Source organism: Ruegeria sp. S84, assembly GCF_056583445.1.
Genome location: NZ_JBWPVF010000001.1, coordinates 289,474 through 316,226, shown reverse-complemented (window position 1 = coordinate 316,226; position 26,753 = coordinate 289,474). Strand labels below are relative to the sequence as shown.

General features: G+C 56.0%; 19 protein-coding genes and 1 tRNA gene. 6 read left to right on the top strand and 14 right to left on the bottom strand.

All coding sequences use genetic code 11. The features are described from left to right. Nucleotides 1-68 precede the first annotated feature (68 nt). Nucleotides 69-2,375: a Tex family protein gene (locus AC1DFB_RS20125; RefSeq protein WP_480922667.1), complete on the bottom strand. Its 2,307-nt coding sequence runs from the start codon at nucleotides 2,373-2,375 to the stop codon at nucleotides 69-71. Nucleotides 2,376-2,541: 166 nt separating this feature from the next. Between AC1DFB_RS20125 and AC1DFB_RS20120 the strand changes: the two genes are divergently transcribed. The 4 genes from AC1DFB_RS20120 to AC1DFB_RS20105 all read left to right on the top strand — a co-directional run bounded on the left by AC1DFB_RS20120 (nucleotide 2,542) and on the right by AC1DFB_RS20105 (nucleotide 8,040). Beyond that, a complete protein-coding gene (locus tag AC1DFB_RS20120; protein ID WP_480922666.1) occupies nucleotides 2,542-4,008 on the top strand; it encodes a DUF4153 domain-containing protein in 1,467 nt (488 codons plus the stop codon). After that, nucleotides 3,986-4,663, top strand: coding sequence for a response regulator transcription factor (locus tag AC1DFB_RS20115; RefSeq protein ID WP_480922665.1), 678 nt, complete (start codon nucleotides 3,986-3,988; stop codon nucleotides 4,661-4,663). Before AC1DFB_RS20120 ends, AC1DFB_RS20115 begins: the two co-directional genes overlap by 23 nt. Continuing rightward, nucleotides 4,651-5,616: a sensor histidine kinase gene (locus AC1DFB_RS20110; protein WP_480771777.1), complete on the top strand. Its 966-nt coding sequence runs from the start codon at nucleotides 4,651-4,653 to the stop codon at nucleotides 5,614-5,616. Before AC1DFB_RS20115 ends, AC1DFB_RS20110 begins: the two co-directional genes overlap by 13 nt. 210 nt (nucleotides 5,617-5,826) lie before the next feature. Continuing rightward, entirely contained in the window at nucleotides 5,827-8,040 is a 2,214-nt protein-coding gene (locus tag AC1DFB_RS20105; protein ID WP_480922664.1) for an NADP-dependent isocitrate dehydrogenase, read from the top strand. A gap of 384 nt (nucleotides 8,041-8,424) precedes the next feature. Here the strand turns inward: AC1DFB_RS20105 and AC1DFB_RS20100 are convergent, their stop codons facing one another. From AC1DFB_RS20100 to AC1DFB_RS20045, 12 genes are all read right to left on the bottom strand, one after another. Continuing rightward, nucleotides 8,425-9,531 carry a transporter substrate-binding domain-containing protein gene (locus AC1DFB_RS20100; protein WP_170393909.1) on the bottom strand — a complete coding sequence of 369 codons (1,107 nt, stop codon included), beginning with the start codon at nucleotides 9,529-9,531 and terminating at the stop codon, nucleotides 8,425-8,427. A 43-nt stretch (nucleotides 9,532-9,574) separates the two neighbouring features. Continuing rightward, the gene (locus tag AC1DFB_RS20095) at nucleotides 9,575-10,837 is read right to left on the bottom strand and encodes a peptidoglycan-binding protein LysM (RefSeq protein ID WP_480922663.1); all 1,263 of its coding nucleotides are present in this window, start codon (nucleotides 10,835-10,837) and stop codon (nucleotides 9,575-9,577) included. Between the two features lie 22 nt (nucleotides 10,838-10,859). Further along, nucleotides 10,860-11,639 carry a protein phosphatase 2C domain-containing protein gene (locus AC1DFB_RS20090; RefSeq protein WP_170562045.1) on the bottom strand — a complete coding sequence of 260 codons (780 nt, stop codon included), beginning with the start codon at nucleotides 11,637-11,639 and terminating at the stop codon, nucleotides 10,860-10,862. Beyond that, nucleotides 11,639-12,604 (bottom strand): FHA domain-containing protein, encoded by a 966-nt coding sequence (locus AC1DFB_RS20085; RefSeq protein ID WP_480922662.1) that lies wholly within the window; start codon nucleotides 12,602-12,604, stop codon nucleotides 11,639-11,641. The genes AC1DFB_RS20090 and AC1DFB_RS20085 overlap by 1 nt, the downstream gene beginning before the upstream one ends. Nucleotides 12,605-12,804: 200 nt before the next feature. Further along, nucleotides 12,805-14,973, bottom strand: coding sequence for a serine/threonine protein kinase (locus AC1DFB_RS20080; protein ID WP_480922661.1), 2,169 nt, complete (start codon nucleotides 14,971-14,973; stop codon nucleotides 12,805-12,807). Between the two features lie 539 nt (nucleotides 14,974-15,512). Further along, complete coding sequence (locus AC1DFB_RS20075) at nucleotides 15,513-16,601, bottom strand: dynamin family protein (protein WP_480922660.1); 1,089 nt, start codon at nucleotides 16,599-16,601, stop codon at nucleotides 15,513-15,515. Continuing rightward, nucleotides 16,598-18,640, bottom strand: coding sequence for a dynamin family protein (locus tag AC1DFB_RS20070; protein ID WP_480568127.1), 2,043 nt, complete (start codon nucleotides 18,638-18,640; stop codon nucleotides 16,598-16,600). The genes AC1DFB_RS20075 and AC1DFB_RS20070 overlap by 4 nt, the downstream gene beginning before the upstream one ends. Before the next feature lie 68 nt (nucleotides 18,641-18,708). Then, nucleotides 18,709-19,572 carry a hypothetical protein gene (locus AC1DFB_RS20065; RefSeq protein ID WP_170407298.1) on the bottom strand — a complete coding sequence of 288 codons (864 nt, stop codon included), beginning with the start codon at nucleotides 19,570-19,572 and terminating at the stop codon, nucleotides 18,709-18,711. Nucleotides 19,573-19,594: 22 nt separating this feature from the next. Beyond that, nucleotides 19,595-19,996, bottom strand: coding sequence for a hypothetical protein (locus AC1DFB_RS20060; RefSeq protein WP_170407295.1), 402 nt, complete (start codon nucleotides 19,994-19,996; stop codon nucleotides 19,595-19,597). Between the two features lie 25 nt (nucleotides 19,997-20,021). Beyond that, on the bottom strand, nucleotides 20,022-21,671 hold the full coding sequence (locus tag AC1DFB_RS20055) for a dynamin family protein (RefSeq protein WP_170407290.1): 1,650 nt from the start codon (nucleotides 21,669-21,671) through the stop codon (nucleotides 20,022-20,024). An 8-nt stretch (nucleotides 21,672-21,679) separates the two neighbouring features. Next, nucleotides 21,680-23,680 (bottom strand): dynamin family protein, encoded by a 2,001-nt coding sequence (locus AC1DFB_RS20050; protein ID WP_480922659.1) that lies wholly within the window; start codon nucleotides 23,678-23,680, stop codon nucleotides 21,680-21,682. A 2-nt stretch (nucleotides 23,681-23,682) separates the two neighbouring features. Continuing rightward, nucleotides 23,683-24,096 carry a hypothetical protein gene (locus tag AC1DFB_RS20045; RefSeq protein ID WP_170393931.1) on the bottom strand — a complete coding sequence of 138 codons (414 nt, stop codon included), beginning with the start codon at nucleotides 24,094-24,096 and terminating at the stop codon, nucleotides 23,683-23,685. Between the two features lie 767 nt (nucleotides 24,097-24,863). On the opposite strand from AC1DFB_RS20045, the gene AC1DFB_RS20040 reads away from it, so the two are divergent. Next, nucleotides 24,864-24,948 (top strand) — tRNA-Leu (locus AC1DFB_RS20040). Between the two features lie 50 nt (nucleotides 24,949-24,998). Here AC1DFB_RS20040 and AC1DFB_RS20035 read toward each other — a convergent pair. Beyond that, nucleotides 24,999-25,616: a TetR/AcrR family transcriptional regulator gene (locus AC1DFB_RS20035; RefSeq protein ID WP_170393933.1), complete on the bottom strand. Its 618-nt coding sequence runs from the start codon at nucleotides 25,614-25,616 to the stop codon at nucleotides 24,999-25,001. A gap of 161 nt (nucleotides 25,617-25,777) precedes the next feature. Here AC1DFB_RS20035 and AC1DFB_RS20030 point away from each other — a divergent pair, with 161 nt between their 5' ends. After that, nucleotides 25,778-26,707, top strand: a complete 930-nt coding sequence (locus AC1DFB_RS20030; RefSeq protein WP_480922658.1) for an AEC family transporter — start codon at nucleotides 25,778-25,780, stop codon at nucleotides 26,705-26,707. Nucleotides 26,708-26,753 lie beyond the last annotated feature (46 nt).

Below are 26,753 nucleotides of genomic sequence, written 5' to 3'. Positions count from 1 at the left end.
CGGGGCTTAGGTGAATGTAGGTCATGCAGAAACACGCCTCGTATTTAGCCCTATGACAGGGTTGCCGCCTAACGTTTATTGAAGGCGTCTCTAAGAGCGTCACCAAAGGCCCCGTTCTGGGTGCTCTGACCCCCATGGCTGCGCCGCTGTTCCCCTGGCTTGGGTGTTCGTGCCGGTTTGCCCTTGCCACGGAGTGCATTGCCCTCGCGTGCCGAAGCACCACCATCCTTGCGCATGGACAGCCCAATGCGCTTACGTGGAACGTCGACTTCGACCACCGTCACTTTGACAACTTGCCCGGTTTTGACCACCTCATGCGGGTCCTTCACGAACCGATCGGCCAGTTGGCTGACATGAACCAACCCGTCCTGATGCACGCCAATGTCGACAAACGCGCCGAAGGCGGCGACGTTGGTGACGGTACCCTCCAGCACCATGCCGGGCTTCAGGTCCGTGATTTCCTCAACCCCGTCCGTAAACGACGCCGTTTTGAAACTGGGTCGCGGGTCTCGGCCGGGCTTCTCCAATTCGGTGAAAATGTCGCGAACCGTAGGCAAGCCGAAGGTGTCACTCACAAACTGCTCGGCGCGCAGGTCTTTCAGCGCGCCTTCATGCCCCATGATTTGGCGAATGTCGCGCCCACATGCTGCCACTACCCGACGGGCGACATCGTAAGCCTCGGGGTGAACCGAGGAGGCGTCCAAAGGTTCCGACCCGTCACGAACTCGCAGGAAACCTGCACACTGCTCGAAGGCGCGCGGACCAAGGCGGGCCACCTTCAGCAAATCCTTGCGAGACGCAAAGGCACCATGAATATCTCGGTGCGTGACGATCGCCTCGGCCAATCCCGGTCCCAGACCCGAGACGTGAGAAAGCAAGGGGGCTGAAGCGGTATTCAGATCCACGCCCACAGCGTTCACCACATCTTCGATCACCGACTCCAGTGACTGTGACAAGCGGTGCTGATCCACATCGTGCTGATACTGGCCGACGCCGATGCTCTTGGGTTCTATCTTGACCAGTTCAGCCAAGGGATCCTGTAGCCGGCGGGCAATCGAGACCGCTCCACGTAGCGAGACGTCGAGGTCGGGAAATTCGCGCGCGGCAAGCTCGGATGCCGAGTAGACCGAGGCTCCAGCCTCGGAAACGACGACCTTGGTCGGTGCTTTGACGGTCTTGGGCAGAAGCGACAGCGTATCGGCCACCAAACGCTCAGTCTCGCGGCTGGCTGTGCCGTTGCCGATGGCAATAAGCTCGATTTTATGTGTAGCGATAAGGTTCAGGATTGCCGCTTGTGCACCACGCAGATCATTCTTGGGCTGAAACGGATATAGCGTATCCGTTGCAACCAACTTACCGGTTGCATCCACCACGGCGGCTTTGACCCCGGTGCGAATGCCGGGATCCAACCCAAGCGTCGGACGTGCCCCCGCCGGAGCAGCGAATAGCAGATCCTTTAGGTTGCGCGAAAACACTTGAATTGCCTCGTCTTGTGCGCGGCTGCGCAGGTCAGCCATCAGCTCGACCATCATCGACAGCGATAGCTTGACCCGCCATGTCCAGCCCGCGACCTTGCGTAGCCACTTGTCACCAGGAGTATCACCGCGCGTGTTCAGATGAGCCGCAACCATGGCCTCGGCCCGCGCGGCGCCCGCTTCGGGTTCGGGAGCAATGTCGAGCGTTACGATCCCTTCCTTTGAGGCGCGCAACATTGCCAGCGCTCGATGTGACGGGGTTTTCGACCAAAGCTCGGAATGATCAAAGTAATCGCTGAACTTGGCACCTTCCTGTTCCTTGCCCTCGACGACCTTTGCGCTCAGCAACGCCTCACGTTGCATGAAGTTTCGGAGCTCTCCCAGCAAAGCAGCGTTTTCGGTAAGCCGCTCTGTGATGATGTCCCGTGCACCATTCAGCGCGTCTTTGGTCGTGGGGACAGCCTCAATCAGATACCCTTCAGCCAGCCCTTCTGGTTCAGCCAACCGGTCCGACAGAATCGCATCGGCCAGCGGCTCCAGACCATTCTCGCGGGCAATCATCGCCTTGGTCCGGCGTTTGGGCTTGTACGGCAGATAAATGTCTTCCAACTGCGCCTTGGTTTCGGCTTGGGCGATCGATTTCACCAGATCGTCCGTCAGTTTCCCCTGATCCTTGATCGAGGACAGAATCGCCTCGCGCCGGGCCTCAAGCTCACGCAGATAATTCAGTCGCTCGGAAAGGGTGCGCAATTGGGTATCATCCAGCCCGCCGGTCACTTCCTTCCGATAACGGGCGACAAAGGGCACGGTCGCACCTTCATCCAACAACCTTACCGCGGCCCCAACCTGTTCCGCGCGGGCGTTAATCTCGGTGGCGATGGTGCGGGCGATACGGTCCAAAGGGGCCTCCTGACTTGCGGTTGGAAGATCGTCTTAGCCACCGGCACGCACAAGGGGAAGAGGCTGCGCTGCGAAAAGCACCTCTGCACAAAAAATGCACGACCCTTACGCGGTGATCTGCACCTGCCTGGGCCAGACAGAACCAACACAAACAAGGAGCAGTTAAATGGGACAGTTCATCGTGCGCGGTGTACCGGCATCAGTTTTACAAGATAGTTGGTGGCTGGACACCCCTGATCGAGGCACAAACCGTGCCGATGGCTTAGCGGAACCCGGCAATCGCCACGCTTTTTTGGGTTTGGTGTTTCTGGTTGCGCTCGCCGATTTTCTGTTTTTCGACCATTCTCCTGGCCTTTCAATCGCACTCTTTGTGTTGGCGGTTTCCGCTGTCGTGTTTGCCTTGCTGCGCCGCCGTGGTGGACTTGTCGGGCCAGCCCTTCTTTTGCTGCTTAGCATTCTTCCGGTGGTGGAATATGTTCAAGCCCTGTCCGTAGCTTTCTTGCTGGGTGGATCGACCATTGCGCTGTGTTGGGCCGTGCTGGGCAATCATGAGGTCGCTTCGGTTCGCCGGTTTCTGTCTCTGTTTCCAATATTGGCGCTCAGACACGGGATAGAGGCGGTTCAGAAAGGTCATTCGGTTTCCCGCATTGACGGGGTTGCCCTTCGTGCACTGCGCAACTGGAGTTTCCCGATCGGAGGCGCACTGATCCTTGCTTCGCTGATGGTTGCGGCCAATCCGGTCTTGTCTGATTGGATCGATCGGATTTGGCGATTTGATCTGCGGTTCGACCGACTGCTATTCTGGATCGGGGCAGCAATCACGATCTGGCCCTTTCTTGCGGTCACCTTGCGGCCTGACTTGCTTGCCCCCCGATTTGGCCCCGGACGCAAGCGCCCATTGCCTGCCTTTGGCCTGAATGCCCAATCCGTTGCCAATGCGCTAATGGTGTTCAACTTGCTGCTGGCGGTGCAAACTGGGATGGACATGGTCTTTCTCTGGGGCAACGCCAAGTTGCCCGAAGGGATGACCTATGCTGAATATGCTCATCGCGGGGCATACCCACTCTTGGTCACAGCTTTGCTGGCGGGCGCATTTGCCTTGGCCGCCCGACCCTATCTGAACGAGCGGCAGGGGCTGACAAGATGGATGATGCTGTGGCTGGCGCAGAATGTACTGCTGGTGATCTCATCGCTGATGCGCCTGTCGCTTTACGTTGATTTCTACGGGCTGACCTATTTGCGTGTTCATGCGGCAATCTGGATGGCGCTGGTTGCTGTGGGCTTGTGTCTGACCGGTTGGCAAATTTTACAGGGTAAATCGAACCGTTGGTTATTGCTGCGATCTGCGGTCCTGGGGATTGGCGTGCTCTATGCATGCTGCTTCGTGAATTTTTCAGCCTTAATCGCCCGTTGGAATCTGGAAAATCCGATACGGTTTGATACCTACTACGCATGTCAGCTCAATGAGATGGCGGCGGCAGAGTTGCTAAGGGACAAAAGGGTACGCGCTTGCGCAACCCCTCCGGTCATCTACAATTGGAGGAATTGGGGCTTTCGCGCAGATCGGGTGATCCGTAATCTGGCCGTTGAACCCATGCCGGAGAAGGTAGATGAAAATCCTCGTCGTGGATGATGATCCACGCCTGCGAGAGCTGGTCTCGATCACGCTTGAGCGCGCCGGCTACCAGACGGTTACCGCCCGCGATGGCCAAATGGCGCTAACCCACGCGATGCGGGAAGCGCCTGATCTTGTCGTGCTGGATGTCGGCCTGCCTGAGATTGACGGGCTTGAGGTTTGCCGCCGCTTGCGGGCACGCTCGGACGTACCAATCTTGTTCCTGACCGCGCGTGATGACGAGATTGATCGCATTTTGGGCCTCGAGTTGGGAGCGGATGATTACGTGACCAAACCTTTCAGCCCCCGTGAGTTGGTTGCACGGATCAAAGCTATCCTGAAACGCAGCAAACCGGGTGCTGCAGAGCTTCTCCTGCGGCATGGCCCGGTTGAAATGGATGTGTCGGCGCATTCGGTTCGGGTCGACGGCAATGCGCTTGCCTTAACCGCAACCGAGCTGTCGATTTTGCGTCGCCTGATGCAAACGCCCGCCGCCATCGTCTCGCGACCACAATTGGTTGATGCGATTTATGGCGCAGGCAATCCGGTCTCGGATAGGACACTGGATAGTCATTTGCGGAACTTACGACGCAAGTTGGGGGATCAGGGCTGGGCCGGTGCCATCGAAACCGTGCATGGGATCGGATTGCGGATGGGTGCATGGCCGGGCTGAGACGCAAATGGCGCCCTTCGCTGGGTTTTGTTCTTGGCGGAGGTCTCGCGGGTACGCTCGCCCTGTCTCTGCTGGGTCTGATCGCGCTGCGGTATCTTGGACCTGAGATCGGGTTTCGAAACGCTGCGGGCTTGCTGGCGATCGTGATCGGATGTGCGACCGGAGTAGTCGGATACCTTATGGTTCGGCTTCTGCTCCGCCCCATAACGTCGCTGGCGACCTATTCAGGGGCCATTGAACAAGGGCAACGCGCCGAGCCGCCCGATCACTACGGCACACAAGAACTGTCGCGCCTCGCCGGTTCGGTTCTGAGCATGGCGGATACACTGCAACGGCGCGAAGCTTCGATCCGCGTCTTTGCAGATCATGTCACGCATGAGTTGAAAACCCCTGTCACCGCGATCCGTGCGGCAGGAGAGTTGTTGGCCGAGGCCGAAACGCTCTCGGACCAGGATCACGCATTGCTGCAACAGATATTGGGCGCAAGCGATCAGATGCAAACGCAGCTCAGCGCTCTTAACACGGTTGCACAGGCACGAGTGCCGGAACATCATGGGGAGGCAAGCCTGAACGATCTTGCCGATCAGTTACGCTCTTCATTTCCCGAACTGGACATCAGCATAGAAGGCGGCGATCAGGCATTGAACCTAGCAGCCTCTGGCCTAAAAATTGCCCTGCAACATCTTTTGGACAATGCACGCCGTCACGGGGCAAGGCAGGTGGTCCTGCACGCAGAACTCGGTCGATTGGTTGTCCAAGACGATGGTTCCGGCATATCCGACGGTAATCGGGACCGCATCTTCAACCCATTCTTCACAACCGCGCGCGAGAAGGGAGGGACCGGGATGGGCCTGACCATCGTTACAAACCTGTTGGGGGCACATGGCGGGCGGATTTTGCTGGTGCCTTCCAAGACCGGTGCGCGATTTGAGTTGGTGTTTCCGGGTGTGTGATATCACTCAATAGCCCAAACTAATTCGACCCGTGTCAATTTGCGCCGCTCAATACGATTGATCCCAAGCCAATCCTCATTTAAGGGAGGCCCTGTCAAATCAGAGTCACCCGTGGGGCCGTCATGTCCCCTTTGGGATTGGTGCCTATGTCACGGCGGCACATGCTCTTGGATCGCACGCCCCTGAAAGGCTAAAAAAAGGTAAGGGAATATGGCAGAAAAATCGAACTTCGACGTATTGTATACCATTGTAGACGAAGCGCCCGAGCTGGCGAGCGCCTCGTTCCTGCCCATTATCCGCAAGTTTGCGTCAGCAGCCGGTGTCAGCATCGGAACCAAAGACATTTCGCTGGCCGGGCGTATTATTGCGACCTTCCCCGAAAAGCTGACAGACGAACAGCGTATTACTGATGACCTGGCTGCTTTAGGTGAGCTGGTGAAAACACCGGACGCAAATGTCATTAAACTGCCCAACATCTCGGCGTCGGTGCCCCAGTTGGTGGCTGCCATCGAAGAGCTGCAATCACAGGGTTATGACATTCCGAACTACCCCGAAGAGCCTTCGACGGACGACGAAAAAGCGATCCGTGCGCGTTATGACGCCATCAAGGGTTCGGCCGTGAACCCGGTCCTGCGCGAAGGCAACAGCGATCGCCGCGCAGCGCGCGCTGTGAAGAACTATGCCCAGAAGAACCCTCATTCGATGGGAGAGTGGAGCGCGGACAGCAAGACCAAAGTGTCTTCGATGCCGGGCAATGATTTTTACGCCAATGAGAAATCGGCAACGATCACTGCGGCGCAAGCCGGCGATGCCAAGATTGAGTTTGTGGGCAAAGATGGCAGCGTTACGGTTCTGAAAGACGCTTGGCCACTGGCCGAAGGAACTGTGGCCGACGCAACATTCATGTCGGTCAAGGCGCTGTCGTCGTTCCTGACCGAAGCCATTGAGGACACCAAGAAAGACGGCACCATGTTCTCGCTGCACATGAAGGCGACGATGATGAAGGTCAGTGACCCGATTATCTTCGGCTATGCAGTCAAGGCGTGGCTTGCCCCCGTGTTCGAAAAATTCGGTGCAGAGCTGGACGCACTGGGTGTAAACCCGAACTCGGGTCTGGGGGACCTGCTTGAGCGGGTTCAGGGCAACGCAGACATCGTCGCTGCAATCAATGCGATCAAAGGGGATCGTCCGTCGATGTATATGGTGGACTCGGACCGTGGCATCACCAACCTGCATGTCCCGTCTGATGTTATCATCGACGCCTCGATGCCCGCAGTGATCCGTGCTGGCGGCAAGGGTTGGGACGAAACCGGCGCCAAGGGCGATACCAACTGTGTGATCCCTGACCGTTGCTATGCACCGGTGTATGATGAGGCCATCAACTTCTTCAAAGCCAATGGTGCACTGAACCCAGCTACCGCAGGAGCCGTCGCCAACGTTGGATTGATGGCGCAGAAGGCCGAGGAGTACGGCTCGCACCCGACGACGTTTGAAGCGCCCGCAGATGGTACAATCCGTATCGTTCTGGCCAATGGCGAAACGCTGCATTCCCATGACGTCGAAAAGGGCGACATCTGGCGCGCCTGCACCGTCAAGAAGGCCCCGATCGAGAACTGGATCCAGCTGGCGATGGACCGTCAGCGCCTGACCGGGTCCGAGGCGATCTTTTGGCTGGATGCCAACCGCGCACATGACGCCGAGCTGATCAAGTATGTCAAACCAGCGCTTGAAGCTGCAGGCGTGGCCGACAAGTTCTTGACTATGGCCCCGCGTGAAGCAACCCGCCAGTCGCTGGAAACTATCACGGCGGGCAAGGACAGCATCGCCATCACCGGTAACGTATTGCGGGATTATCTGACCGACTTGTTCCCGATCCTCGAACTGGGGACGTCGGCCAAGATGCTATCAATTGTTAAACTGATGAATGGTGGCGGTCTGTTCGAAACCGGTGCAGGTGGTTCGGCGCCGAAACATGTTCAGCAACTGGTTGAAGAAAACCACTTGCGCTGGGACTCCATGGGTGAATTCTGTGCGCTCGGAGAATCCCTGAACTTCCTCGCTGACAGCAAGGGCAACGCCAAAGCGGGCGTCCTGGGCGCCGCTGCCGAGGCTGCCACGCAGGGAATTTTGGATAACAACAAGTCACCCAGCCGCAAAGTCGGCCAGCCGGATAACCGCGATAGCCACTACTGGTTCGCTCGTTACTGGGCCGAAGCTTTGGCGGGGCAATCCGATGATGCTGGACTTGCCGCCGAGTTTGCACCGCTCGCGAAAGAGTTGGCGGACAAAGAAGAACAGATTTTGTCCGAGTTGGCGGCAGCGCAGGGCGCACCCGCCGATCTGGGTGGATACTACCACACTGATCCGGCCAAAGCGGCTGCGGTGATGCGGCCAAGTGCAACCCTGAATGCGATCATCGGATAAGCCAGGGTTGCATAAACGCCTAAAGAGAAACCGGTCCGAAGAGGGCCGGTTTTTTCGTGCCCTGAAAAAGAAAAAGGCCAGCCCCCATAGCCAGCCTCTTTCTGAGTGAGTGGCGGGGCTTACGCCTCACCGGTGCAGTTGAATTCATCCTACGCTTATCGTTCACGCTGAATATTCGGGGATTCCCGTAGACGGCCGCCTTTTATGAGCGATTAAGGATAAAAATAATCATTATGTATGTGCAAATAAGACCAAATGCTGACTGCGCCACGTCTGAGGCCTAGTCAGTTGGCTTTGCCGTTATCATTGAAGATTCTGACCCACCGACAAAAAAAGGGCCAGTCCGAAGACCGGCCCCTAAGAAAGGTCATAACGACCGAGGGATTAGTTTGATGCTGCGTTCAGCTTTTCATTTTGTTCGCGCAGCGTGTCGGAAATAATCGCGTACCATTCGCCGGATTCGCGCATCTCGATCAAACCCTTGTTCATCATCGCGATGTACTCGCGCGCGAATGGATTGGTGCGGTGTGCAAGGAAGCTCATCGAAGACAGTGTCGAGACATACGGGTTCTCAACAATATCCGCCGAGGTCAAACCCATGTCTTTCATTGTCGAGGCAAACAGATCGACTTCGAATGCAGCCACGTCTGCCGTACCGGTCAATACGGCATCGAGACATTCGCGAGCCGAATTGGGTTGGACCACGGTTGTGTTCTCGCGGTTCAGCCCTTGTTCTTCCAGCACCACCATGCTCCAGCCTGCCATGCGGCAAACGGTCGAGCCCTCAAGGTCGGAGAAATCTGTCGCCTTTGCGTATTCGCTTTCAGGCAAAGTGAAGAAACCTCCGACAATGTCATATACCGGAACAGAAGCGACAAATTGGGTACACCGGGCTTCGGTCTCTGCAGACCACTCATAGGAGCGGTTGGTACAATCCGGTACAGTCCACGCGATCGAAATATCAAACGCACCCAGTGGCAACAGTGTGTCCAGATGCGAACTCCAGTCATCTACAAAGCTGACCGAGAAATCGCGGCTGTTACCAGCACGCTGAAGGCTTGTCGTCGCCAGACGGGTCATGATGCCACCGCCGCTCAGATCTTCAGTAGTGAACGGTTCCCAACCGTTGCCAGCGACCATCTTGATCGGAGGCGCGTAGACATTCGAGCGCTTGACGCTTGCAGCACGTTGTTCTTCTGCCGCGATCAGTTCTTGCGCGCTCTGACCGTTGGGCAGGCTGCCATCCTCACAGGGCAGCGCCAGTACCAGACCGGGGGTTAGCGAACCGGGATTGGTGATTGCATTGCGGTTAGCGTTAAAGATCGGCTGATAGTTTGAGGTGCCGTAGGCGGCAATGGCGATGGTCGCCAATGTGTCACCATCCTGAACCGTATAGTTGGAGCAGGCCTCTTGAGCGGCGGCTGCACCTGCGCTCAGGGCGGTGAAGGCTGATGCCGACAGTACTGCTTTCTTCAATTTCTTGTTAAACATGTCCACTTCCTCCAGACTTTGTTTCGTTGGGCCAATCAAGGCCTTAGCCATTTTCCATTTGATAGCGCAGTGCGGTAGATACGATGTCGCGCCACTCGCCTGATTGCTGCATGATCGCCAGACCCTGGTTGAGCGTCTCAAGGATCGCTTCCCCATCCGGATTATCTTTGTGGGTCATGACGTTAAGCGACTTGATTGCCGCTAGGTTGGGGTTTTCGATGATCTGATGTTCGTAGCCCAGACGCCCGATTGCTTCGACCGCCAGATGCGCTTCGATCGCGACAATATCGGCTGTGCCATCCATGACTGCGCGAAAACAATCATCGGGTGAAACGGGGCGCATCAAAGTGATTGCAGGCTCGTAAAGACCAACTGCATCCATATGCGACAGTGACCAACCTTCCGGCCTACAAATCGTTGTGCCCGCGAAATCTGCATAAGTCAGAGTCTCTTCGTAACCCGAACCGCTTTTTGCGAAGAACGTATCAACGACCTCGTAGAATGGGTTTGAGAAATTATAGGTTTCGCACCGTGAACGATCATTTTCCGACAACGTAGCGGCTTGTTCACAGTTCGGCCGCGACCAAGGGAATGTGGCGTCAAAGGCGAGAGTCGGCATCAATAGGTCCAGATGCGACGACCAGTCATTAACGAACTGAATCTTGTAGGACTGCTCGGGCGCGGCCCGCAGCATCGCGGTTTCAACCAGGTTGGTATAAAGCCCACGATTTGGCAGCGCTTCATCCGTAAACGGGGCGTAGTTACCACCCGTGATCAACAAAATCTGACGGTCACGAATTTCAGGGCTTACGCCACCATCCGCGTTGCGGATCAATGCGGCACCTTCCGCACGCGCTGCTTCGATCTCTTTCTTGGCCGCAGCCTTGGCCGCGACTACGGCTTCTTCGCTGGTCTTTTTAGCTTCGGCCTCTGCAGCGGCCACGCGGGCTTCGGCCTCGGCAATGGCTTTTTCAGCCCGTTCCTCGGCAGCTTTGACCAGTTCCGAGGCCATTTCGGCAGCCATGCGGCCAGCTTCGGTATCCGGCAGTTGCGCCGCGCGCCCGATATCTTCAAGACAAGGGAAAGTCAGAACATCACCGACGCGAATGATATTGGGGTTCGACCCGATCGTATCCCGGTTCGCATCATAGATGACCCGGTAATCTTCCGTCGCGTAGACGGCAATTGCCAGTTCCCGCAAGCTGTCACCGGGCTGGATTTCATAAGTCGAACACGCCTCTTGCGCCGATGCTGCACCTGTTGCAGCAGCAAGAGCGAGGGTGGATATGATAAGATGGTTTCGCATTTTGTCCTGTTTCACTGCCTGTCTAAGTCTGTGCCGGTTTGACCACGGCGATTGAAATGTTGTCCTGATCCGGGTCTGCCTTTGCATGCAGTGCTTGAAGCAGCGCATCAGCAATATCGCGAGCCGGGGAATGAATATGCGTACGCACCAGCGTTTCGATCTCGGAATTGCCGAGATATTGCAGACCATCACTGCCAAGGATCAGTACATCTGCCGCAATCAGCGCCAATGGTTGTTCCGGACAATCCACTTTTGGAATCGCAGCCCCCATGATCACCGAAGTCAGTTGGTTGCGATCCGGATGGCCCTGCGCCTCTTCCGCGCTCAGTAATCCTTGTGCGAGCTGTTCGTCGATCACCGGGGCCATCGAGTGATCTTCGTTGACCTGTGACAGGGCATCATTGCGGAACAGGTAAAGTGGACTGTCACCGATCGAGATCCAGAATACGCGTTGATCCAGCATCAACATGCCCAGAAGGGTGGAGCCCAGATTGACCTCGTTTTCCTCACTATGGCTCGCCATAGCGGCGTTGGCCTGCATAGCGGCCAACGGCAGAGCGTCGAGCAGTGCGCTCTCAGCAAGGTCGGGCCCATCCAACTGGGCATCCATCGCATCGCGCCAGGCTGAAATGACCAACTGCGAAGCGACTTCGCCCGCTTCATGGCCGCCCATACCGTCGGCAATCACGACATAACCCGCGTCTGTCGCGTCAGAGACCCGCGCAGCAATCGCGTCTTCCTGCGAGTCGCGCTGACCCTGGTCCAGGATCAGGGCAATATCATATGCAGGAGTCGCCAGCATTAGTCGGCATCCCGCCAGTCAAAGCCGTCATCACAGAAAGCGGTGAAGCGGATCGAGGTTTCGCTGATCCGGATCAGATCGCCGCTGGACAAGGCTATGGTGCTGAGCACAGGCTTGCCATTCAGGCGCACCAAGTTGGCCTTGCCGCCATGGCCCAGATAGCATTTCCGGTCCTCTGGGTCATATGCGATGACGGCGTGATTGCTGCGAGAGATCCCGGTGTCGCCGAAATCCAGCTGAATAGCCTGATCGTCATTCCGACCGATCTGCATCAATCCCTCGGTCAAGGTAATCGCGGCACCCCGACCCGGTCCGGCGGTCACAACCAGCCAGCCAACCGGGAATGTCTGTTCGGCCGCTTCTGTCTTTTCAACGGGCTCAGCTGTTTCCATCAGCTCCTGAACATGCGTATCTGCACGCTCGAAACCCAAAAACGTCGTCTTCACACGAGAACGCCGATCTTCAGCCGGTGCGGGTGCGACCATGGCGGGTTCCGGGGTTACATCAACAGGCTCCGGCTCCGGTGTGGGTTCTGCGACGATTTCCACCTCGCCCGCAACTTCGGATACGACTTCAGGTTCGATGGCCTCTGGTTCTTCTATGGTGACTTCGGGTTCATCGTCCTGAACCTCGTCTTCCGCAGTCAGATGAAGCGTGACAATCTGTTCATCTTCTTCGACCTCTTGAACCTCGGCCACTTCTTCTTCGGTCGCCTGATCCTCGATCTGGTCTTCCAAAAACTCGGGCATCGGTTCTTCGGGGATCAGTTCGTCTGCTTCCTCGTAGCTGTCCGAGCTAACGTTTCCACCCGCAAGGGCCGCGCGCAGGGCGTTGAAATCCGCAATCGGAGCAGCGCTTTCTGTTTCGACCGCTTCCGCAACGGTTTCGGTTTCCACCGCATCTTCTTCTTTCGGTTTTCCGGCACCTTCTAGAAGCCGGCTCAGAGGGCTTTTGTATTTGAACATGGTGTCGTCACCTTCTTTGATTTCTCATGCGGGGCTTTACCCGCGGGACTGCTACAAACCGCTTCGCCATAGGCGTAGGGCACTGATGAAGAGGAAACAGAGAAACATTTACGTCGCGACGGGTTGGTCCCCGACGGGGTGACGCGATGGGCGGCACCCCCAGCACACTGAAACTGGCGATAGTCACATCAACTGGGCGATCACTCCTGCGTTAGTTGCATGACCGCAGTACTTTCAGCTCCGTTGCGCAGAATGCTTAGGCGCGCCGCGGGTTGGTTGTCGGAAACAAGTTGAGCAAGGATGCCGTCCAGACTCTCGGGCTCATTGATCGAGACACCAGTCTGTGTTTCGCGCAGCAGCACATCTCCCCGCTGCAAACTGCCAGCAACTTCTTCCGGAACAGATGCGACGACGGTTTGCCAACCTGCCTCGCCCGCATGAGCCACATCAAACGAATAACCGTTCAGAAGGCCAAAACTGCGGAAGGCGGGCAGGGCCAGCAATCCATTCTGCGCGCGTGTTTCGCCCAGACTGCGATAGCGCGCTGCTACACGGATATACCCGTCTGGATCGACCGAGAAATTATCTAGAACATACGATGCAAGCGTTGTGTCCGGACGAATAGGTTCACCATTCAGAGTAAAAATCGTAGCGCCCCGTTCGACCCAATCCCCGATCACCGACCTATCTTGCCCGGCGTTCAATGCATTGATGGCAATGACACTCCCGGTCGAGCTGCGACGCTTGGACATCGTAAATGGAATCTCAATATCCCAGTGCCCAAATGCGACCTGGTTTTCGGCGAGATTTACCGGAGTCGCAGGTGCGATGGGTGTGATGTCTTCAACCGCAGGTTCCGCCACTTCAGGTTCCACCAAGGCGATTTCTTCGGGTTGCTGCTCTGACACAATGGCGGCTTCCGGCACCTCATTAGCCTGCTCGACAGGTTGTTCCTGCGCCGCTTCTGGTTCTGATGCCAAAGCGACTTCGGCCTGTTGCGGCTCTGTTGTGGCTTCGGCGGTCTGCTCGACGGGTTCCGGAGCTGCTTCTGCGGGCACCTGAGTAGTCGGAACCTCTGCAGTCACCGGAGTTGCCTCGGGCGATTGCTGATCGCCCGGCATTACGAAGTATCCACCTCCGGCCAGAGCCGCCAATACAATCGCGATACCCGCGATCATCTTGCCACTGCCGCCCGAGCCGCTTTTTACAACGGTGTCGACTGCAGCAACGGCCTCGTCCTGAGGTGCAAATTTAGCAAGAGTGTCTTCCGTTTTTTCCTCGTTCCCGAGGGCCAGATCAGAGTTCCCGGCCAGCAGCGCGGTCACGACGGCCTCCGCATTCTCGCTTTCGGCTTTGATCCGTTCTTTTTCGGCCTCTTCGTCTTTGCGATCCATGCCAACAATGACCGAAACAGGGCGATACGCGAAACTGTCGAACATCACACCGGGACCACGGAACATACGCAGCCAGTCCAATGCGGTTTGCACACGGTCAGTGGCGTGCACTTCCATTGCTTTGTCGATCGCCTCAAGGAACCCGTCAGGATAACCTTTGAATCGCCCTGTCAGCGGTTCATAAGGATCGTCTTGGCCGTTGTTGAACGCATTCAAACGTGTCTGGCCATCAATCGGTCGCTCGCCGCTGATCGCATGATACAGCGTTGCAGCCAGTACATAGAGGTCACTGCTGGGGCCCTGATCCGCGCCACGCACATAAAATTCGTGCGGCGAGTACCCGTCCTTAATCACGCGCAGCGTCAATAGCGCCGCTGACTTGTGTGCCGCCTGCTCGCGTGCTGCGCCAAAGTCGATCAGGATGGGTTCGCCATTCTCATCGATCAGGATATTGTCGGGTGAAATATCGCGATGTAGCATGCCGCTTTGGTGAATGAACGACACCGCAGACAGCATTTTTTCGGTGACCTGAACGATAAAGTCCGGTCCGCTCTTGTTTTCGGGTTTTTCGACATAATCCAGAAGATCGCATCCGCGGATCAGGTCCATCGCGATATAAGCGGTGTCGTTGTCCTCAAACACCTGATGCACGTCGACGATGTTGGGATGAACCAGCCGCGCATGGTTGCGTGCTTCCTGAATGAACAGGTCGATAATGGCGCGCAGGTCTTCTTTGTGGTCAGGGTTGGCAGGTTCGACCAGATCACCATTCCGCTGACAGAGCGCCCCCGGATAGCATTCTTTGATGACCACATCGCGGTCCAGACTATCGCGCGCGAGATAGGTGATCCCAAACCCGCCGTTGCTTAGGAACCGGAGGATTTCATACTGTCCGCGCAGCAGCTTTGCGCCTGGCTGCAATCCTTCGATCTGAGGTTCGTCGTGCGTTGCGCCGACCGCCTGGTTGTGGCTCATTTCTTCCCGCCCATTCTACTCGTTTATTGCGGCATAGATAACCAGGGCTTCAGCCCGCGAACTCACAACCAAACACAACCGCAGGACACTTAAGACGGTTAGACGTTTCAAATTTGACTTTATTGGGGCCGCCTGATGGCTTCACTATGGATCACAAAAATCGAAATCGCCTATATAGTGAGCCCAGACCCTCTTCCCACTATATGTTGTGTTTGCCTGATGGAAGAAATGGATTCTATACCGCCGAAATAGACGCTTGGTCCACGAATTCGAAACAATATCGTGCTGATTCCGAACGCTTCGAATCGCTGCGATGCGGCTCAATTCAAGCGGGAAAAACTTATGTGCCGGTTTTTGGGGGGCCGACGCAACAGAGCTGCCCGCCCAAGCCAGATTGTCGCTGAGTTGTGCGAGAATGCTTATCGCATCCTTCAGCGGTGCGTCCCCGGTTTCAAACTGCAGCAACAGCAACAGGTCAGTGGCCTTTTCAAACTCGGCCGGAATCCAGTCTGCTTTGGGATCGATTTCGGTACCAGATTCTAACCTTTCGGCAAAATCCTCGACGATTTCCTGACAGCTTTGCAGGAAGGCCGCCGGTTCAATATCTGAGCTTTCGCGCAGATCGTTGTAAATGCTGGCGATGGCCGCAAGCCAGTCTTCAAGGATTGGATTGTCCAGGGGGGCAGGGCGACCTCTAGGCTTGCCTGCACAGTATTGCCGTCGGCCTCAGCGCGATCTGTCGAAGCCGCACCAGTAAGGTTCTCCAGATAAGGCATAAACTCTTCAGCCAGATCTTTTTGGGCGGCCTCAAGATCATGGCGACGGTGATCAGAGGCTATGTGCAAAACCTGTTCTGCCAAGTTCTGCCCGCCACAGGTTTCCCACAAAGCAAAGTCGGGTTCAGGCTCTTGTTCCATGGCCCGTACCGCTACCGGGGTGCCGATGGTCACAACCGCGCGAAACAAATCGCCCTTCTCCTTGTTCAGGCGTGCGACTACCCGATCCAGAGCATCCCGCACCGGAGGCAAATCGGCATGTGTTACAGCCAACAAGCTGTTATCGCGCAGCTTTTGAGGGACCTGCGACCACAAATGGCGTTCGGTTTCACGCCAGGCGTTGGTGCCATTGGTGCACCAGATCGCACAATCCACATAGTCGAGCAAATTTAGAGTGTGTTTGTAGGTATCATCCAGTGCACCGGCACCGGGCAAATCAAACAGCGAAATCTCCTGCAGGGCAGGGGTATTCAACCCGACCGAGATGAAATCGGGTTCATCCGCCGCTGCCTTTTCCAGCGCTATACCGGAATAGACTTTGGGTTCCTTGTCCCACCAACCAACGGTTGTCTCAGGCGTATCGGCATAGGCCACGATCACCAGGGGCAATTTCAGATGCTGCGGCCCGGTGGGCAGAATGTCTGCCCCCGCCAGCATGTTGGCAAGGCTGGACTTTCCGGCTCCAAACTCCCCGGCAAAACCAATGGAAACCGCGTTCGAAAGCTGCTCGGCATGGGCCAGCGCGCGGGCGCGCATATCATCCAGCTCTGCCGATGAGGGAGCATTTTCGGTGGCGGTCAGGAAACGCTCTAGCTGGCGCACTTCCTTCTCGGTTCCGGGGAATTCAATCATTCTGCGGCCTCTGCCTGTCGAGTGTCCACGGGTGCAGTTCCGTGCACCGCCCCTAGTTCATCGCTGATGCGCCGCGCTTGGTCAACCGCACGTTGCGCTTCGGCGCGCGCGTTCGACCCATCGGGGCCTGCGCGATGTTCCAGATGCCCGGCCAGCAGCGCCATATAATGGTCGAGAACGGTTTTCATCCGTTCGATCAGGTCGCTTCTGGCGGTATCTACAAGATCGTCTCCGATCATCTCAAACTCTTGAACGATCATCCGTTCGGCGCGGTTCAACACACTGCGACGCGATATCAGTCGCGACAGCCATGTCACACGCAACTCAACCGTGATGCCACGCGTCAGTGCGCTTGTATTCGGACGGAACCAACGCACCGCGCTGGTATTCATGCGATTGTCCGCGGGTTCCTGCCATCCGGGCAGGGCGCGCAAAGCAGCATTGGTCTGCATATCGATCGCGTAAAGCTCACTAAGCATGCGCTGCCGTACCACCTGTGTCGCGCCCTGGACAAGCTCGCGCATCCGCTCACGCAGAGGCGTAAAGTTCAGCTCGGTATCTCCGTCTTTGGCCAGCAAAGGCGATTGCCCATCAGGGCCGCGCACAACGATCGAGACAGCCTCGGCGACGGTGTCATCCATAACACCCCGCAAATTGGCCAATACATCGTCCATATCATTGGTGATGGCCTTGGATTTATCTTCAACTAGCGCGCGCAACTCAGAAAGCGTTTTGTTGTTTTCTTCGACATCCGCTGTGTCGGGACCATCCTTTTCTTCAATCGCACGAAGCCGCGCAGTGCTGCGCTCAAGCTCACCTTGGGCAAAACTGTTGAGGTGCTGCCACGCAATATTAAGCTGTTCTTGGCGCGGTCCTTCGGTCAGGGCTTTGGTCACATGACGGCGCAGATCGGGCAGGCCCGACGCGATCATCGCGGCAAATCGCAATACACCTTCGCGGCTGATGGGGCCGGGGCCTTGCTTGATCTCTTCGACGCCGTCAAGATATTGCTTCATCTGTTCGGGATGCGCCCTCAGCCACGCCAATATCTGATCATGGTCGATTCCGGTTTCATCCCCGGTCAGCGCATAATGGGCCCATTGGGCGCTGCCCATCAGAACGTCAATCTCCGAGTTGCCAAGCGCCTGTTCGAGCCCGTCCAATACGTCTGTGCGCACCTTGCCGGCATCTTCGGCGCCACCGCCCAACTCGTCCACGCGGTTGATGAAGACCACGATCTGACCAAGCTCTAGCGCTTGCATCAGGCGGAATAGCTTCAGATCAGCCCGCGACAACGCCTGATGCGCAGACAGCACGACGACGAAAAAGTCGGATTCCTTGAGATACTGGCGCGAGATCTCTTCACGGATCAGCAGCGGGTCATTGACACCGGGTGTGTCTGTGACTGTCACCGGATACGGAAAATGGCCAATGTCAAAATAGACCTCGGCCTTACGGGTGATGTCGCTGTAAAGGCCCCGATCTGAACCGGGGTCATACTGGTCTTCATCCGTCGGGTCATCCCCGGCACAGACATAGCGCGCCAGGTCATCCGAGGTCAGTTCATCCAGATCGTGATGCTCGCCAAGAAGGTGTTTGTAGCTTTCCCCCAAGCGTAGCTTGGCGCGGGTTTTCATTGCCTCGACCTGCTCTTCGATCATCTCGCGCTTGTAGCTGTCCTCTTCATCAGGGAACATGTTGCGCAACTCTTCACCTTCGGCGATCAGGGCCTGCCATTGGCGATTGTCGAAGAAATGAAACTCGGCGCCCGACGTCCGACCGGACGGATGACCGAAATGCATGTCGGTGATCACTGTCGTCCATGGGTTCACGTCCGAGGGTAGATATTCTGCATGCCCGGTGAAACCGTTGATCAAGCGCGATTTTCCGGCCTTGATTTGACCTACGAATGCTATCGAAGGCTTGAGGTTCGACAAGTCGTCAACGATGCGCGAGATGAAGTGACGCGTTTCGTCATTGCTCGTCCCGTTCATGTCTTCTGCGATGCGAATAAGCTCGCGGCGATTTAACTCACTCATAAGATTTACCCTGGTAACTCGTATTTTGTTTAACTTTGCAAAGTGGACACTATTTGGCAGGAACGCGGTTATTCAACGGCGCTATTCAATGTTTTCCATAGGTTGACGACAGCGCCCAGCTTGCGGGCGTCATGAACGGCGGCGGCGGTTTCCTGACCGTCGCATAAGATGGCGAGACCCGCGCCTTGTCCACCTGTCGGGCGAATGACGATCAGCTGTGGATCAGTTAAAGCATCGGAACCATCGGCCTGCCATCCCGCCAGATCTCGGGTGAATCGGGCCAATATATCCGTGTCCGGATGTGCGTCTTGGCCCTGCGCACACAACCCGTCAAATTGCATCTCGTCTTCAGTCGACCCAATCAGTATTCGACCTAATGCGAACCGATCCGCGCCCTCAAAGAATTTTCCGGCAATACTGGTGGCGCCTTGTGACGCAGTTTCTGGCTGGGCTTCTGGTTCTAAGGTCTGGTCGGAAACGATGGCCATGCGCGGCTCTTCGATTAGTTCAATCCGCGCGCAGGCCGCTTCGACCTCCGAAAAGGTAACCCCTACGTCATCAGCCTCAAGCGCCGTATCCGGGCGCAGAGAAACCAACTCAAGCGGGCCGGGTGCCGTTGCAATTTCCGACACCACTTGCGCCAGTCGTTCGATCAGTTTTTCGCGTGCTTCGGTTTCAAAATCCGGGACAGGGCCCGAAGCACAGCGGAATACGTCGGTGACCCGAGAGCTGTTGACTTCGATAGCCAAAGTTGCCCCGTCAGCCGCCGTAAATTCCAAACGCCGAGGCAAGATCGTGCCCCGGATGGCCCCCAGCACCTCATTCCGGCGTAACAGTGCGCTGCTACCCGATAGGTAGATTGCAGGCGATAAGCGCGCGATCGAAGTCCGCCCGATCCCTTCGAGCATATCCAGTATTTCACTATCCATCATGCGTGACCCCCTCTGGTCCCGTCTACACCGCGGCCGCCACCGGCCCGAGGCTGAGATGTGATTTCGTAAGCGCCAGCCCGACATTCGCGCTGTCGCGGCAGATATAGCATACCACGTGATCAGGATATTCTGTTGTCCTGAGAAAGATGTGCAGCCGGTCGTTTGAGAACACCGCGATTTCCCCAAATCCGGGGTGTTCAGTATCGTCGATTTTTGCCGCACGCAGGAGTTCTTCGAATCCCTTCATTCCGCGTCCCTGAAACAGATTAGCTACTGCAAGTGCGAGATTTTCGAGCGCATCAGCGCTGTCTTGGTCCGACGCGTCGACGCCCAATAACATGCCGGTCTCCATGTCGACATACCCGGCTGCGATGCAGTCGGGTATGGTTTCGATGGCCGAAGCCAGAGCAGAGTCAATCGACATTCAGATGCCCACCTTCGGGTTTAATCTAAATCGCATGCCACTCCGCTCCGCCGTTTTTGCGAGCCTCAGAAACGGCGCCCGGTATGTCTTGATTCCGCTTAGCGTCATGTTCCAACGCAATCTGGTCAAACTCGGACAAGAATGCTGCAAAGGCGCTTTTCAGGCCATTTGCATCGTCAGGCAGGTTCTCACGCGCCACGATTTCACCCCACATTGCTGCAGCACTGAGTGGCGTTTCTATGAGGCGATCGCCCAAATCATCTGCCTTGTCATCGGCTGCATCTTCAATCTCTTCGGCAGCAGCTTCACCCACCATTGATACGACGCGGTTTGGAGCCAGCGCATTCGATTCGGGCTCCGGTTCATATTCGTCTGCCGAGTTTTCCGACTGTTCCGCCAACAGGGCCGTAATCGACGAAACCGATACTTCGATATCTGATGATTCTTCGGCGTCTTCCGACGGCTCTTGTTCGGTGTCCGCAGCTTCGACTGCTTCCGCTTCGTCCTCTTCTTCACCCAAGACGATCAGTTCGGCATCTTCCTGCTCTTCCTCATCATCGTCATCCATGAAATCAAACTCATCCACGTCGGTGATGGGGTTTGCCAAGAGGTTCAGATCCAGCGGATCTTCCGTCTTGTCAGAGAACAAGGCACGTAAGTCTTCATCAGCAGGCTCCACTTCGGTAGCCATTTCCGCGCGCATCCGCTCGGCTTCTTCTGCATCAATCCGCGCCTGTCCGGACTCCTCGGTGCGGCGTTCCACGCGGGCAGGGCGTACCGGGAAACTTGTAACCACATCACTATCGGCAGTGTCATCCTCCATCGGCGTGACAAGTTTCAGCGGCGCATCGCCAGAGGTTTTCTCGGGCCGCGATGGCTGAACTTTGGGTGCGTCTGACAGGGATTTGTCAATTTGATAGCGCGACAGCATATCCGCACGGCTGTCCATGATCTGCTCAGTGATCTCAAGGAAACTGTCGACCATCTTGCCGCCGCCGCTGCGTGACCACAGCTCGGCGTCGCCGGTTTTGTCACGGGCCATGATGGCATCACGGGCCGAGAACAGGATCGTGCGATTGAACAAATGACCCGCTTCCCGATTTACACGGCGTAAGACCTTTTGACGGTCTTTCTGATTCAAGGCATCTGCGCGTGTCACCAACAACAGCGACTTGTGCTGCAGACGTTCTGGCAGCGAAACCCAAGTGGCACGTTCAGTCTCGCGCCAAGCTTGGGTCGAGTGCGTGCACCACAACACACCATTGGCCTGGCCAACTGCGCGTTGCCAGACATCCGTCGAAATCTTCGGGTCCGAAATGCCGGGTGTGTCGATCAGGTCGACCGCCTCGAGAATGTCGGCTTCAAGGAAGATGCGAATGAACTGGGCGTCGTTGACACCAACCTGTTCAAGCTGATCCAATTCGATATTCTGCGTACTACCATCATGGCGTTTGATATAGGCGGGTCGATTGCCCCAGCTGAACCAGATCGGCGGCAGTTGCGTCGCTGTGACCTGCGTCGGCAGTGCCTGTTTGCGCAGCAGGAAATTCATCAACGTCGATTTGCCTGCACTGAATTCCCCCATGAGCGCAAACACAGGTTTGCGGCGGGACCACTGCTCGATGCGGTTCCAAGCCTTGGGAGAGACGAAGCGGGTTTGTGATTCTTTTACCATAACTCTTCTTATGCTGCTTCGTTACTAAGGTCTTTCAGGATATCGCCCAGAATATCGTCACGTGATTTCTGCGGCTTCTGCTCGGCCATCTGGGCCGCAGCCCTTTCAGGCGATTGCGAGATGCTGAGCAGCGTGTCCTTCTGTTCGGCAATAAAGTCGGTCAACGTGGCCCGCACGTTCTCTAAGACGGCGGCGATCTGGTTTTCCTCGATGTCTTTGGTGATCGAGTTCGCCTCGGACGCGATCAAACGCGTATAGTCTGCGGCATAAGCTTCAAACCCTTTGCGGCGTTGCCACCAACGTCGCCACCATGTGCTCTGCAGGTCCAGTGCGATTGTGCGGCCAATCCCTAATGGCGGGGGTACACGCGGCACGATCGGGGCTTCGATGTTGAATTCACCTAAGTGGTTGCCCAGCAGCTTCTGATACAGTGCCTCGACATCCGCTGCAGCAGCCGAATACAGAGCACCGGCATCATTACGCATGGATCGGGCAAAGCTGAAATATGCCGCCTTCTGCAAGGTGCGCAGACCTGCCGGATCATATTGCCATGTACCCTGCTCACCATTCTGTTCCAGATGTGAGATCAGAGAATCCGTCGCACGTTTGACAAAATTTGCTTCTGCGGACGCAAGTCGCTCTAATACCTTGTCGCGAAGCTTGGTTGTCAGTTCCGAGGCTTTCTTTTCGTATTCAGCCGAAACCTTTGCGATCGCTTCTTCGGGCGACGCACCATCCAGGTCCCGAACGATACCGTCAGAGTTTGACAGCGTCTTGGCCACTGCAGTCGCCCGGATCTGGCTGGCGATGTTGCGCGCCCGATGGCGAACGCGATCCAAAAGACGCGTTCCTGCACCCTCAGCGATACGCTCATTCATGGCGAGCAGCAGATCAGGCAATCCTGATAGCGCCCAGATCTTATCCAGCGATGCAGCCTGATCGCCAAATCCAGCCGCCAGATAGAAGGTGTTCAACGCCTCGCGCGATTCCTCAGTTAGAATGTCCGGGTTTCCGGTTAGCGCAGCCTCGGCCCACAGAGCGCTGCCAAAAACAACGCTGGTGTTGGCGTCTATGTTGTTCTGTTTCAGTGTGTCTTGAATACGATCACGTATCTCAGGCACTTGATTGACCGGGTCTGACAATTCATCGATGCGGTTCACGAACAGGATGATCTGGCGGTTCTCGAACTGTGCGATGATCCGCATTAGCGCCATGTCCATCGTGGTCAGCGCCTGGCTGGCAGCCAAAACAACAACACACACTTCTGATCCACGCAGGCTGCGAAGGGTGATTTGTTCGCGCACCATAAAGGTATCGTTCACACCTGGGGTATCGCAGAGCTTGAGCGAGATCGGATATTGCGGGATATCCATGAACAGCTCGGCCGATTTAGTCACATCGGCGAAACGACCCGTCTTGGGGTCGATATCCGGGTCATCCTCATCCCCGAGGCACACATACCGCTGTATCAGTTCATCATCGAAGTAATCATACTGGTGGCTCTGACCGAGAATCAGGTCAAAGTGCTTCCCAAGCCGCTCTTCTGATTTGGCCTTCATCTCACCGATTTGACGGCGAATATCGTCCATCTCATCATCGGCACCGGCTCGACTGGCCAACTCGCCCAGACGACCGCCGCCAACCATCAGATTATCCCATTCTTCCTGCTCGAAGAATGTGAATTTGGAACGGGTGTCGCCTTCTGTGCGGGTGTTGATGTTCAGCGTTGTAACCACCGAGGTCCACGGGTTCACATCCGAAGGCAAAAGATTTGGCCGCCCGGCCAATATGTTCACGATTGAGGATTTGCCGGCCTTCACCTGCCCCACCATCGTGACACTGGCGGTAAAATTCTCCATTTTGGTCTTGAGCGCAGCCAGCCGTGCGGAAGACCGCGCATCCGCCACCTCTGTCAATTGGTCGATCTGTGTCGTCAACGAAGTCATTGCCTCTGTCATCTCAGACAGGGACTCGTTTCCGACAGACAGAAGGTGGTCGTTACGCGCCATGGTCAGCCTCCGGTACCAGTTGCAGCGATGTGGTTCCCTGCCCCGTCAGGCAGGCTTGCAAGCGTGTCGATTCGTGCGATCAGGTCCAGCGCGTTGCCGAGGATTGCGGCCTCGGTTCGCGGTGAAATCGATTCATATGCGAAAGAATCAGCCAGAACTTCGATTGAACTGAAGCCTTCACCATTTTCCAAACAAGCCACACGGCGTCCGGTCGGAAAATCATCTGTTTTGTTGGCAGGCAGCGGCATGCGGGCATTAGCCAGCAAGTAGCGATTGCCCGAATGCGTACGAAGAGCGACGCCGAATCCTGTGCCAGGGTGCTGACGGTTCAGGGTTTTCAGTTCGCCAATAAAGCTTTCACGCGCAAGGCTGACAGCGTCTTGCTCGGAAGCAACGGATTTGATCTGGTTGGTCACGACAGAGACCCTTGTTCTGGAGTTGAGCAGAAACTCGCACGGTGCCAGAAGGCAAAAAGACTCATTAACTCCTTCGCCCAATCAATTACGATTACCGCGGTGTTATTTTGACGCGAATAGGATATTTTGGCGTTTGAAATGTGGCACAATTATGATGGCTTCTCATAGAAAAACCTCAACCTATGAGAGTGTAAGCCAAGACGTTGACGAGTTGCCCAAGTTTTTATGGCTTTGATTGCTTGTTAAAGAGTCCGAGGTTCCGTTGCGTCAAGGATTTACATGCTGCTTCTTACTTTTTTGAAATATATAGAAATAATTTCTATTTCTGTGATCGAAGGAACCTCTGATTGAAATTCGATACGAAACCACTCACCTCAAGTTACACTTTTTTGAAATGTGCCCCACACAAAGTACTCTCTCAGCGACTCAACGTATGCGAGTTTAATATAAAGAGAAAAGTTGCGATAAATGTTCGCTAAATGGAAACAAAAAGAAGGACCAAAAACCGGCCTTCACACAGGTGAAATTACGACCAGAACCAGCACCTGAGCACTGTTCGTGCTGGAAAGACTGGCCAAACCGCATTCTCACTGTCCAAGGCACGTTCTTTAACATTTGGCACATGCGAGTTCTGGTTAAACTTACTTGGGCAAAAGATTGTTTCCAGCGAGACGATAATAAACTGCCCTCTCGCTTGATTTTACCTCTCGCACTCATTCAAAAGCTTTGCTATTCAGCGCGTCGTCGCGGTGCTTCGGCATCGGGTTGCGGGTGTGGCGAAATTGGTAGACGCACCAGATTTAGGTTCTGGCGCCGCGAGGCGTGGGGGTTCAAGTCCCTCCACCCGCACCAACACGACTTCTTACCATCAATGTGATTGATCGCCGGCGAACTTACGCAGTTCATACGCCGTAGCGGGCCATAAACATGTCGACGGCCTGCAATGCAACCTCGTCTATCTCGTTCTGGTCAAATCGATTCTGGATACCGAACGCCGCGCGGCCCCATAGTCGGACTTTGCACAGTTCAGAAAACTGCTCGGCCGCGATGTTGACGTCTTCAACCGCCAACTCACCTTTACCAACCGCCTTGGTCAGATATTCGGCCATCTGGCGTTGGCCGTTCTTGGGCCCTGCTTCATAAAACGCTTTACCAAGCTCGGGGAATCGGTCGCGCTCGGCCACACATATGCGAAAGACTTGCTGCGCGAAGTCCGAGACGAGAAAAGCCGTAAGCTGAGTGGCTGCTATCGTCAGCACCTCGCGGGCTGGCTTGGTCTCATCGATCATCGAAAGGATGCGTTCAGACATCAGGCGACATTCGGTCTGGGCAACCTCGGTGAACAACAGCCGCTTGTCGGGGAAATAGCTGTATAGCGTTGCCTTCGAAACTCCCGCCGCACGCGCGATGTCATCGACGCTTGCGCCTTCAAACCCATCCGCCATGAAAACCTCTCGGGCCCCACGTAACACCTGGTCGAATTTACGGCCTGTACGCAGGATGGTGGCGGCTTGGGTCATGGTGTCTCCGGATTGCGATATCCTGCAACACTATAAACCGTTCGGTTCAGTTTCAACGCTTTTCACTCCGATAGCGGTTTTGGCACAACGTTACGGCTTCAATCGTACCGCCGACCGTGCGTCAACCTTGCGAGCCTGACCAGCCATGTTAACACGTTGCCATGGTCGAGATATTTCTGCGCACTCTCCCCTTTTTCGCAATCATCGGCCTGGGGTTCTGGGCCGGACGCAGCCGGTTTTTCCCTCCCGAGGCGACAGCATATCTAACCAAGTTCGTGTTTTTCTTTGCTTTGTCGGCTATGCTATTCCGGTTTGCCGCCACCCTGCCCTTTGCCGAAATTTTCAACGGTCGGCTGGTTATCGGGTATCTGATCGGCACTGCTGGCGTCTATGCGCTGGCGACGGCTATCGCTTATCTCCGAGGGCTGGACATCCCCACCGCCGCGGTCGAGGCGCAATGTGCTGCTATTGGCAATGTTGGGTTTCTGGGCCTGCCCATGCTTGCGCTTTTATTCTCCGAAGCTGCCATAGGTCCAGTGATGTTGGTGCTGACAGTTGATCTGGTTGTGTTTTCCTCATTGATCGTGATCCTGATCAACGGTGGCCGCGATGGTCGGCTCAGCCTGGGGACGATGCGCCTGATCGGGATTGGCCTGCTGAGAAACCCCATGATCTTGTCAATCTCCGCCGGATTGATCTGGTCTGCGTTAGAGGTGCCTGTACCAGCCCCGCTTAATGATTTTCTGACAATTCTGGGCGGTGCGGCTACGCCGGGGGCGCTGTTTGCCATCGGGGCGTCACTGGCAGACAAATCGGCCGAGCGCATCCAGATCGCGGGCTGGGTGAGTTTTTGCAAACTGGTGCTGCATCCGTTTTTCGTGGCACTTATGGTGATTTGGCTGATCCCGGTTGCCTCATTCCCTGCGATGGTCGCAATCGCGGCGGCGTCTTTACCAGTTGCAGGCAATGTTTACATGCTGGCCGCGCACTACGGTGTGGCCCCGCAACGGGCATCTGCTGCCATCCTGTTATCTACCATCGCCAGCATTCTGACCGTCCCGCTGGCGATAGGATGGGTCAGCGGATTCTGATCTTCACCTTTTCGAAAAATGAGCTTTCCAGAGGTGGCTGCACTTT

Bases quoted from the DNA above. Each gene is read 5' to 3' on its own strand.
- AC1DFB_RS20120 (WP_480922666.1), top strand. From the start codon at position 2,542: ATGGGACAGTTCATCGTGCGCGGTGTACCGGCATCAGTTTTACAAGAT.
- AC1DFB_RS20115 (WP_480922665.1), top strand. From the start codon at position 3,986: ATGAAAATCCTCGTCGTGGATGATGATCCACGCCTGCGAGAGCTGGTC.
- AC1DFB_RS20110 (WP_480771777.1), top strand. From the start codon at position 4,651: ATGGCCGGGCTGAGACGCAAATGGCGCCCTTCGCTGGGTTTTGTTCTT.
- AC1DFB_RS20105 (WP_480922664.1), top strand. From the start codon at position 5,827: ATGGCAGAAAAATCGAACTTCGACGTATTGTATACCATTGTAGACGAA.
- AC1DFB_RS20100 (WP_170393909.1), bottom strand. From the start codon at position 9,531: ATGTTTAACAAGAAATTGAAGAAAGCAGTACTGTCGGCATCAGCCTTC.
- AC1DFB_RS20095 (WP_480922663.1), bottom strand. From the start codon at position 10,837: ATGCGAAACCATCTTATCATATCCACCCTCGCTCTTGCTGCTGCAACA.
- AC1DFB_RS20090 (WP_170562045.1), bottom strand. From the start codon at position 11,639: ATGCTGGCGACTCCTGCATATGATATTGCCCTGATCCTGGACCAGGGT.
- AC1DFB_RS20085 (WP_480922662.1), bottom strand. From the start codon at position 12,604: ATGTTCAAATACAAAAGCCCTCTGAGCCGGCTTCTAGAAGGTGCCGGA.
- AC1DFB_RS20080 (WP_480922661.1), bottom strand. From the start codon at position 14,973: ATGAGCCACAACCAGGCGGTCGGCGCAACGCACGACGAACCTCAGATC.
- AC1DFB_RS20075 (WP_480922660.1), bottom strand. From the start codon at position 16,601: ATGATTGAATTCCCCGGAACCGAGAAGGAAGTGCGCCAGCTAGAGCGT.
- AC1DFB_RS20070 (WP_480568127.1), bottom strand. From the start codon at position 18,640: ATGAGTGAGTTAAATCGCCGCGAGCTTATTCGCATCGCAGAAGACATG.
- AC1DFB_RS20065 (WP_170407298.1), bottom strand. From the start codon at position 19,572: ATGATGGATAGTGAAATACTGGATATGCTCGAAGGGATCGGGCGGACT.
- AC1DFB_RS20060 (WP_170407295.1), bottom strand. From the start codon at position 19,996: ATGTCGATTGACTCTGCTCTGGCTTCGGCCATCGAAACCATACCCGAC.
- AC1DFB_RS20055 (WP_170407290.1), bottom strand. From the start codon at position 21,671: ATGGTAAAAGAATCACAAACCCGCTTCGTCTCTCCCAAGGCTTGGAAC.
- AC1DFB_RS20050 (WP_480922659.1), bottom strand. From the start codon at position 23,680: ATGGCGCGTAACGACCACCTTCTGTCTGTCGGAAACGAGTCCCTGTCT.
- AC1DFB_RS20035 (WP_170393933.1), bottom strand. From the start codon at position 25,616: ATGACCCAAGCCGCCACCATCCTGCGTACAGGCCGTAAATTCGACCAG.
- AC1DFB_RS20030 (WP_480922658.1), top strand. From the start codon at position 25,778: ATGGTCGAGATATTTCTGCGCACTCTCCCCTTTTTCGCAATCATCGGC.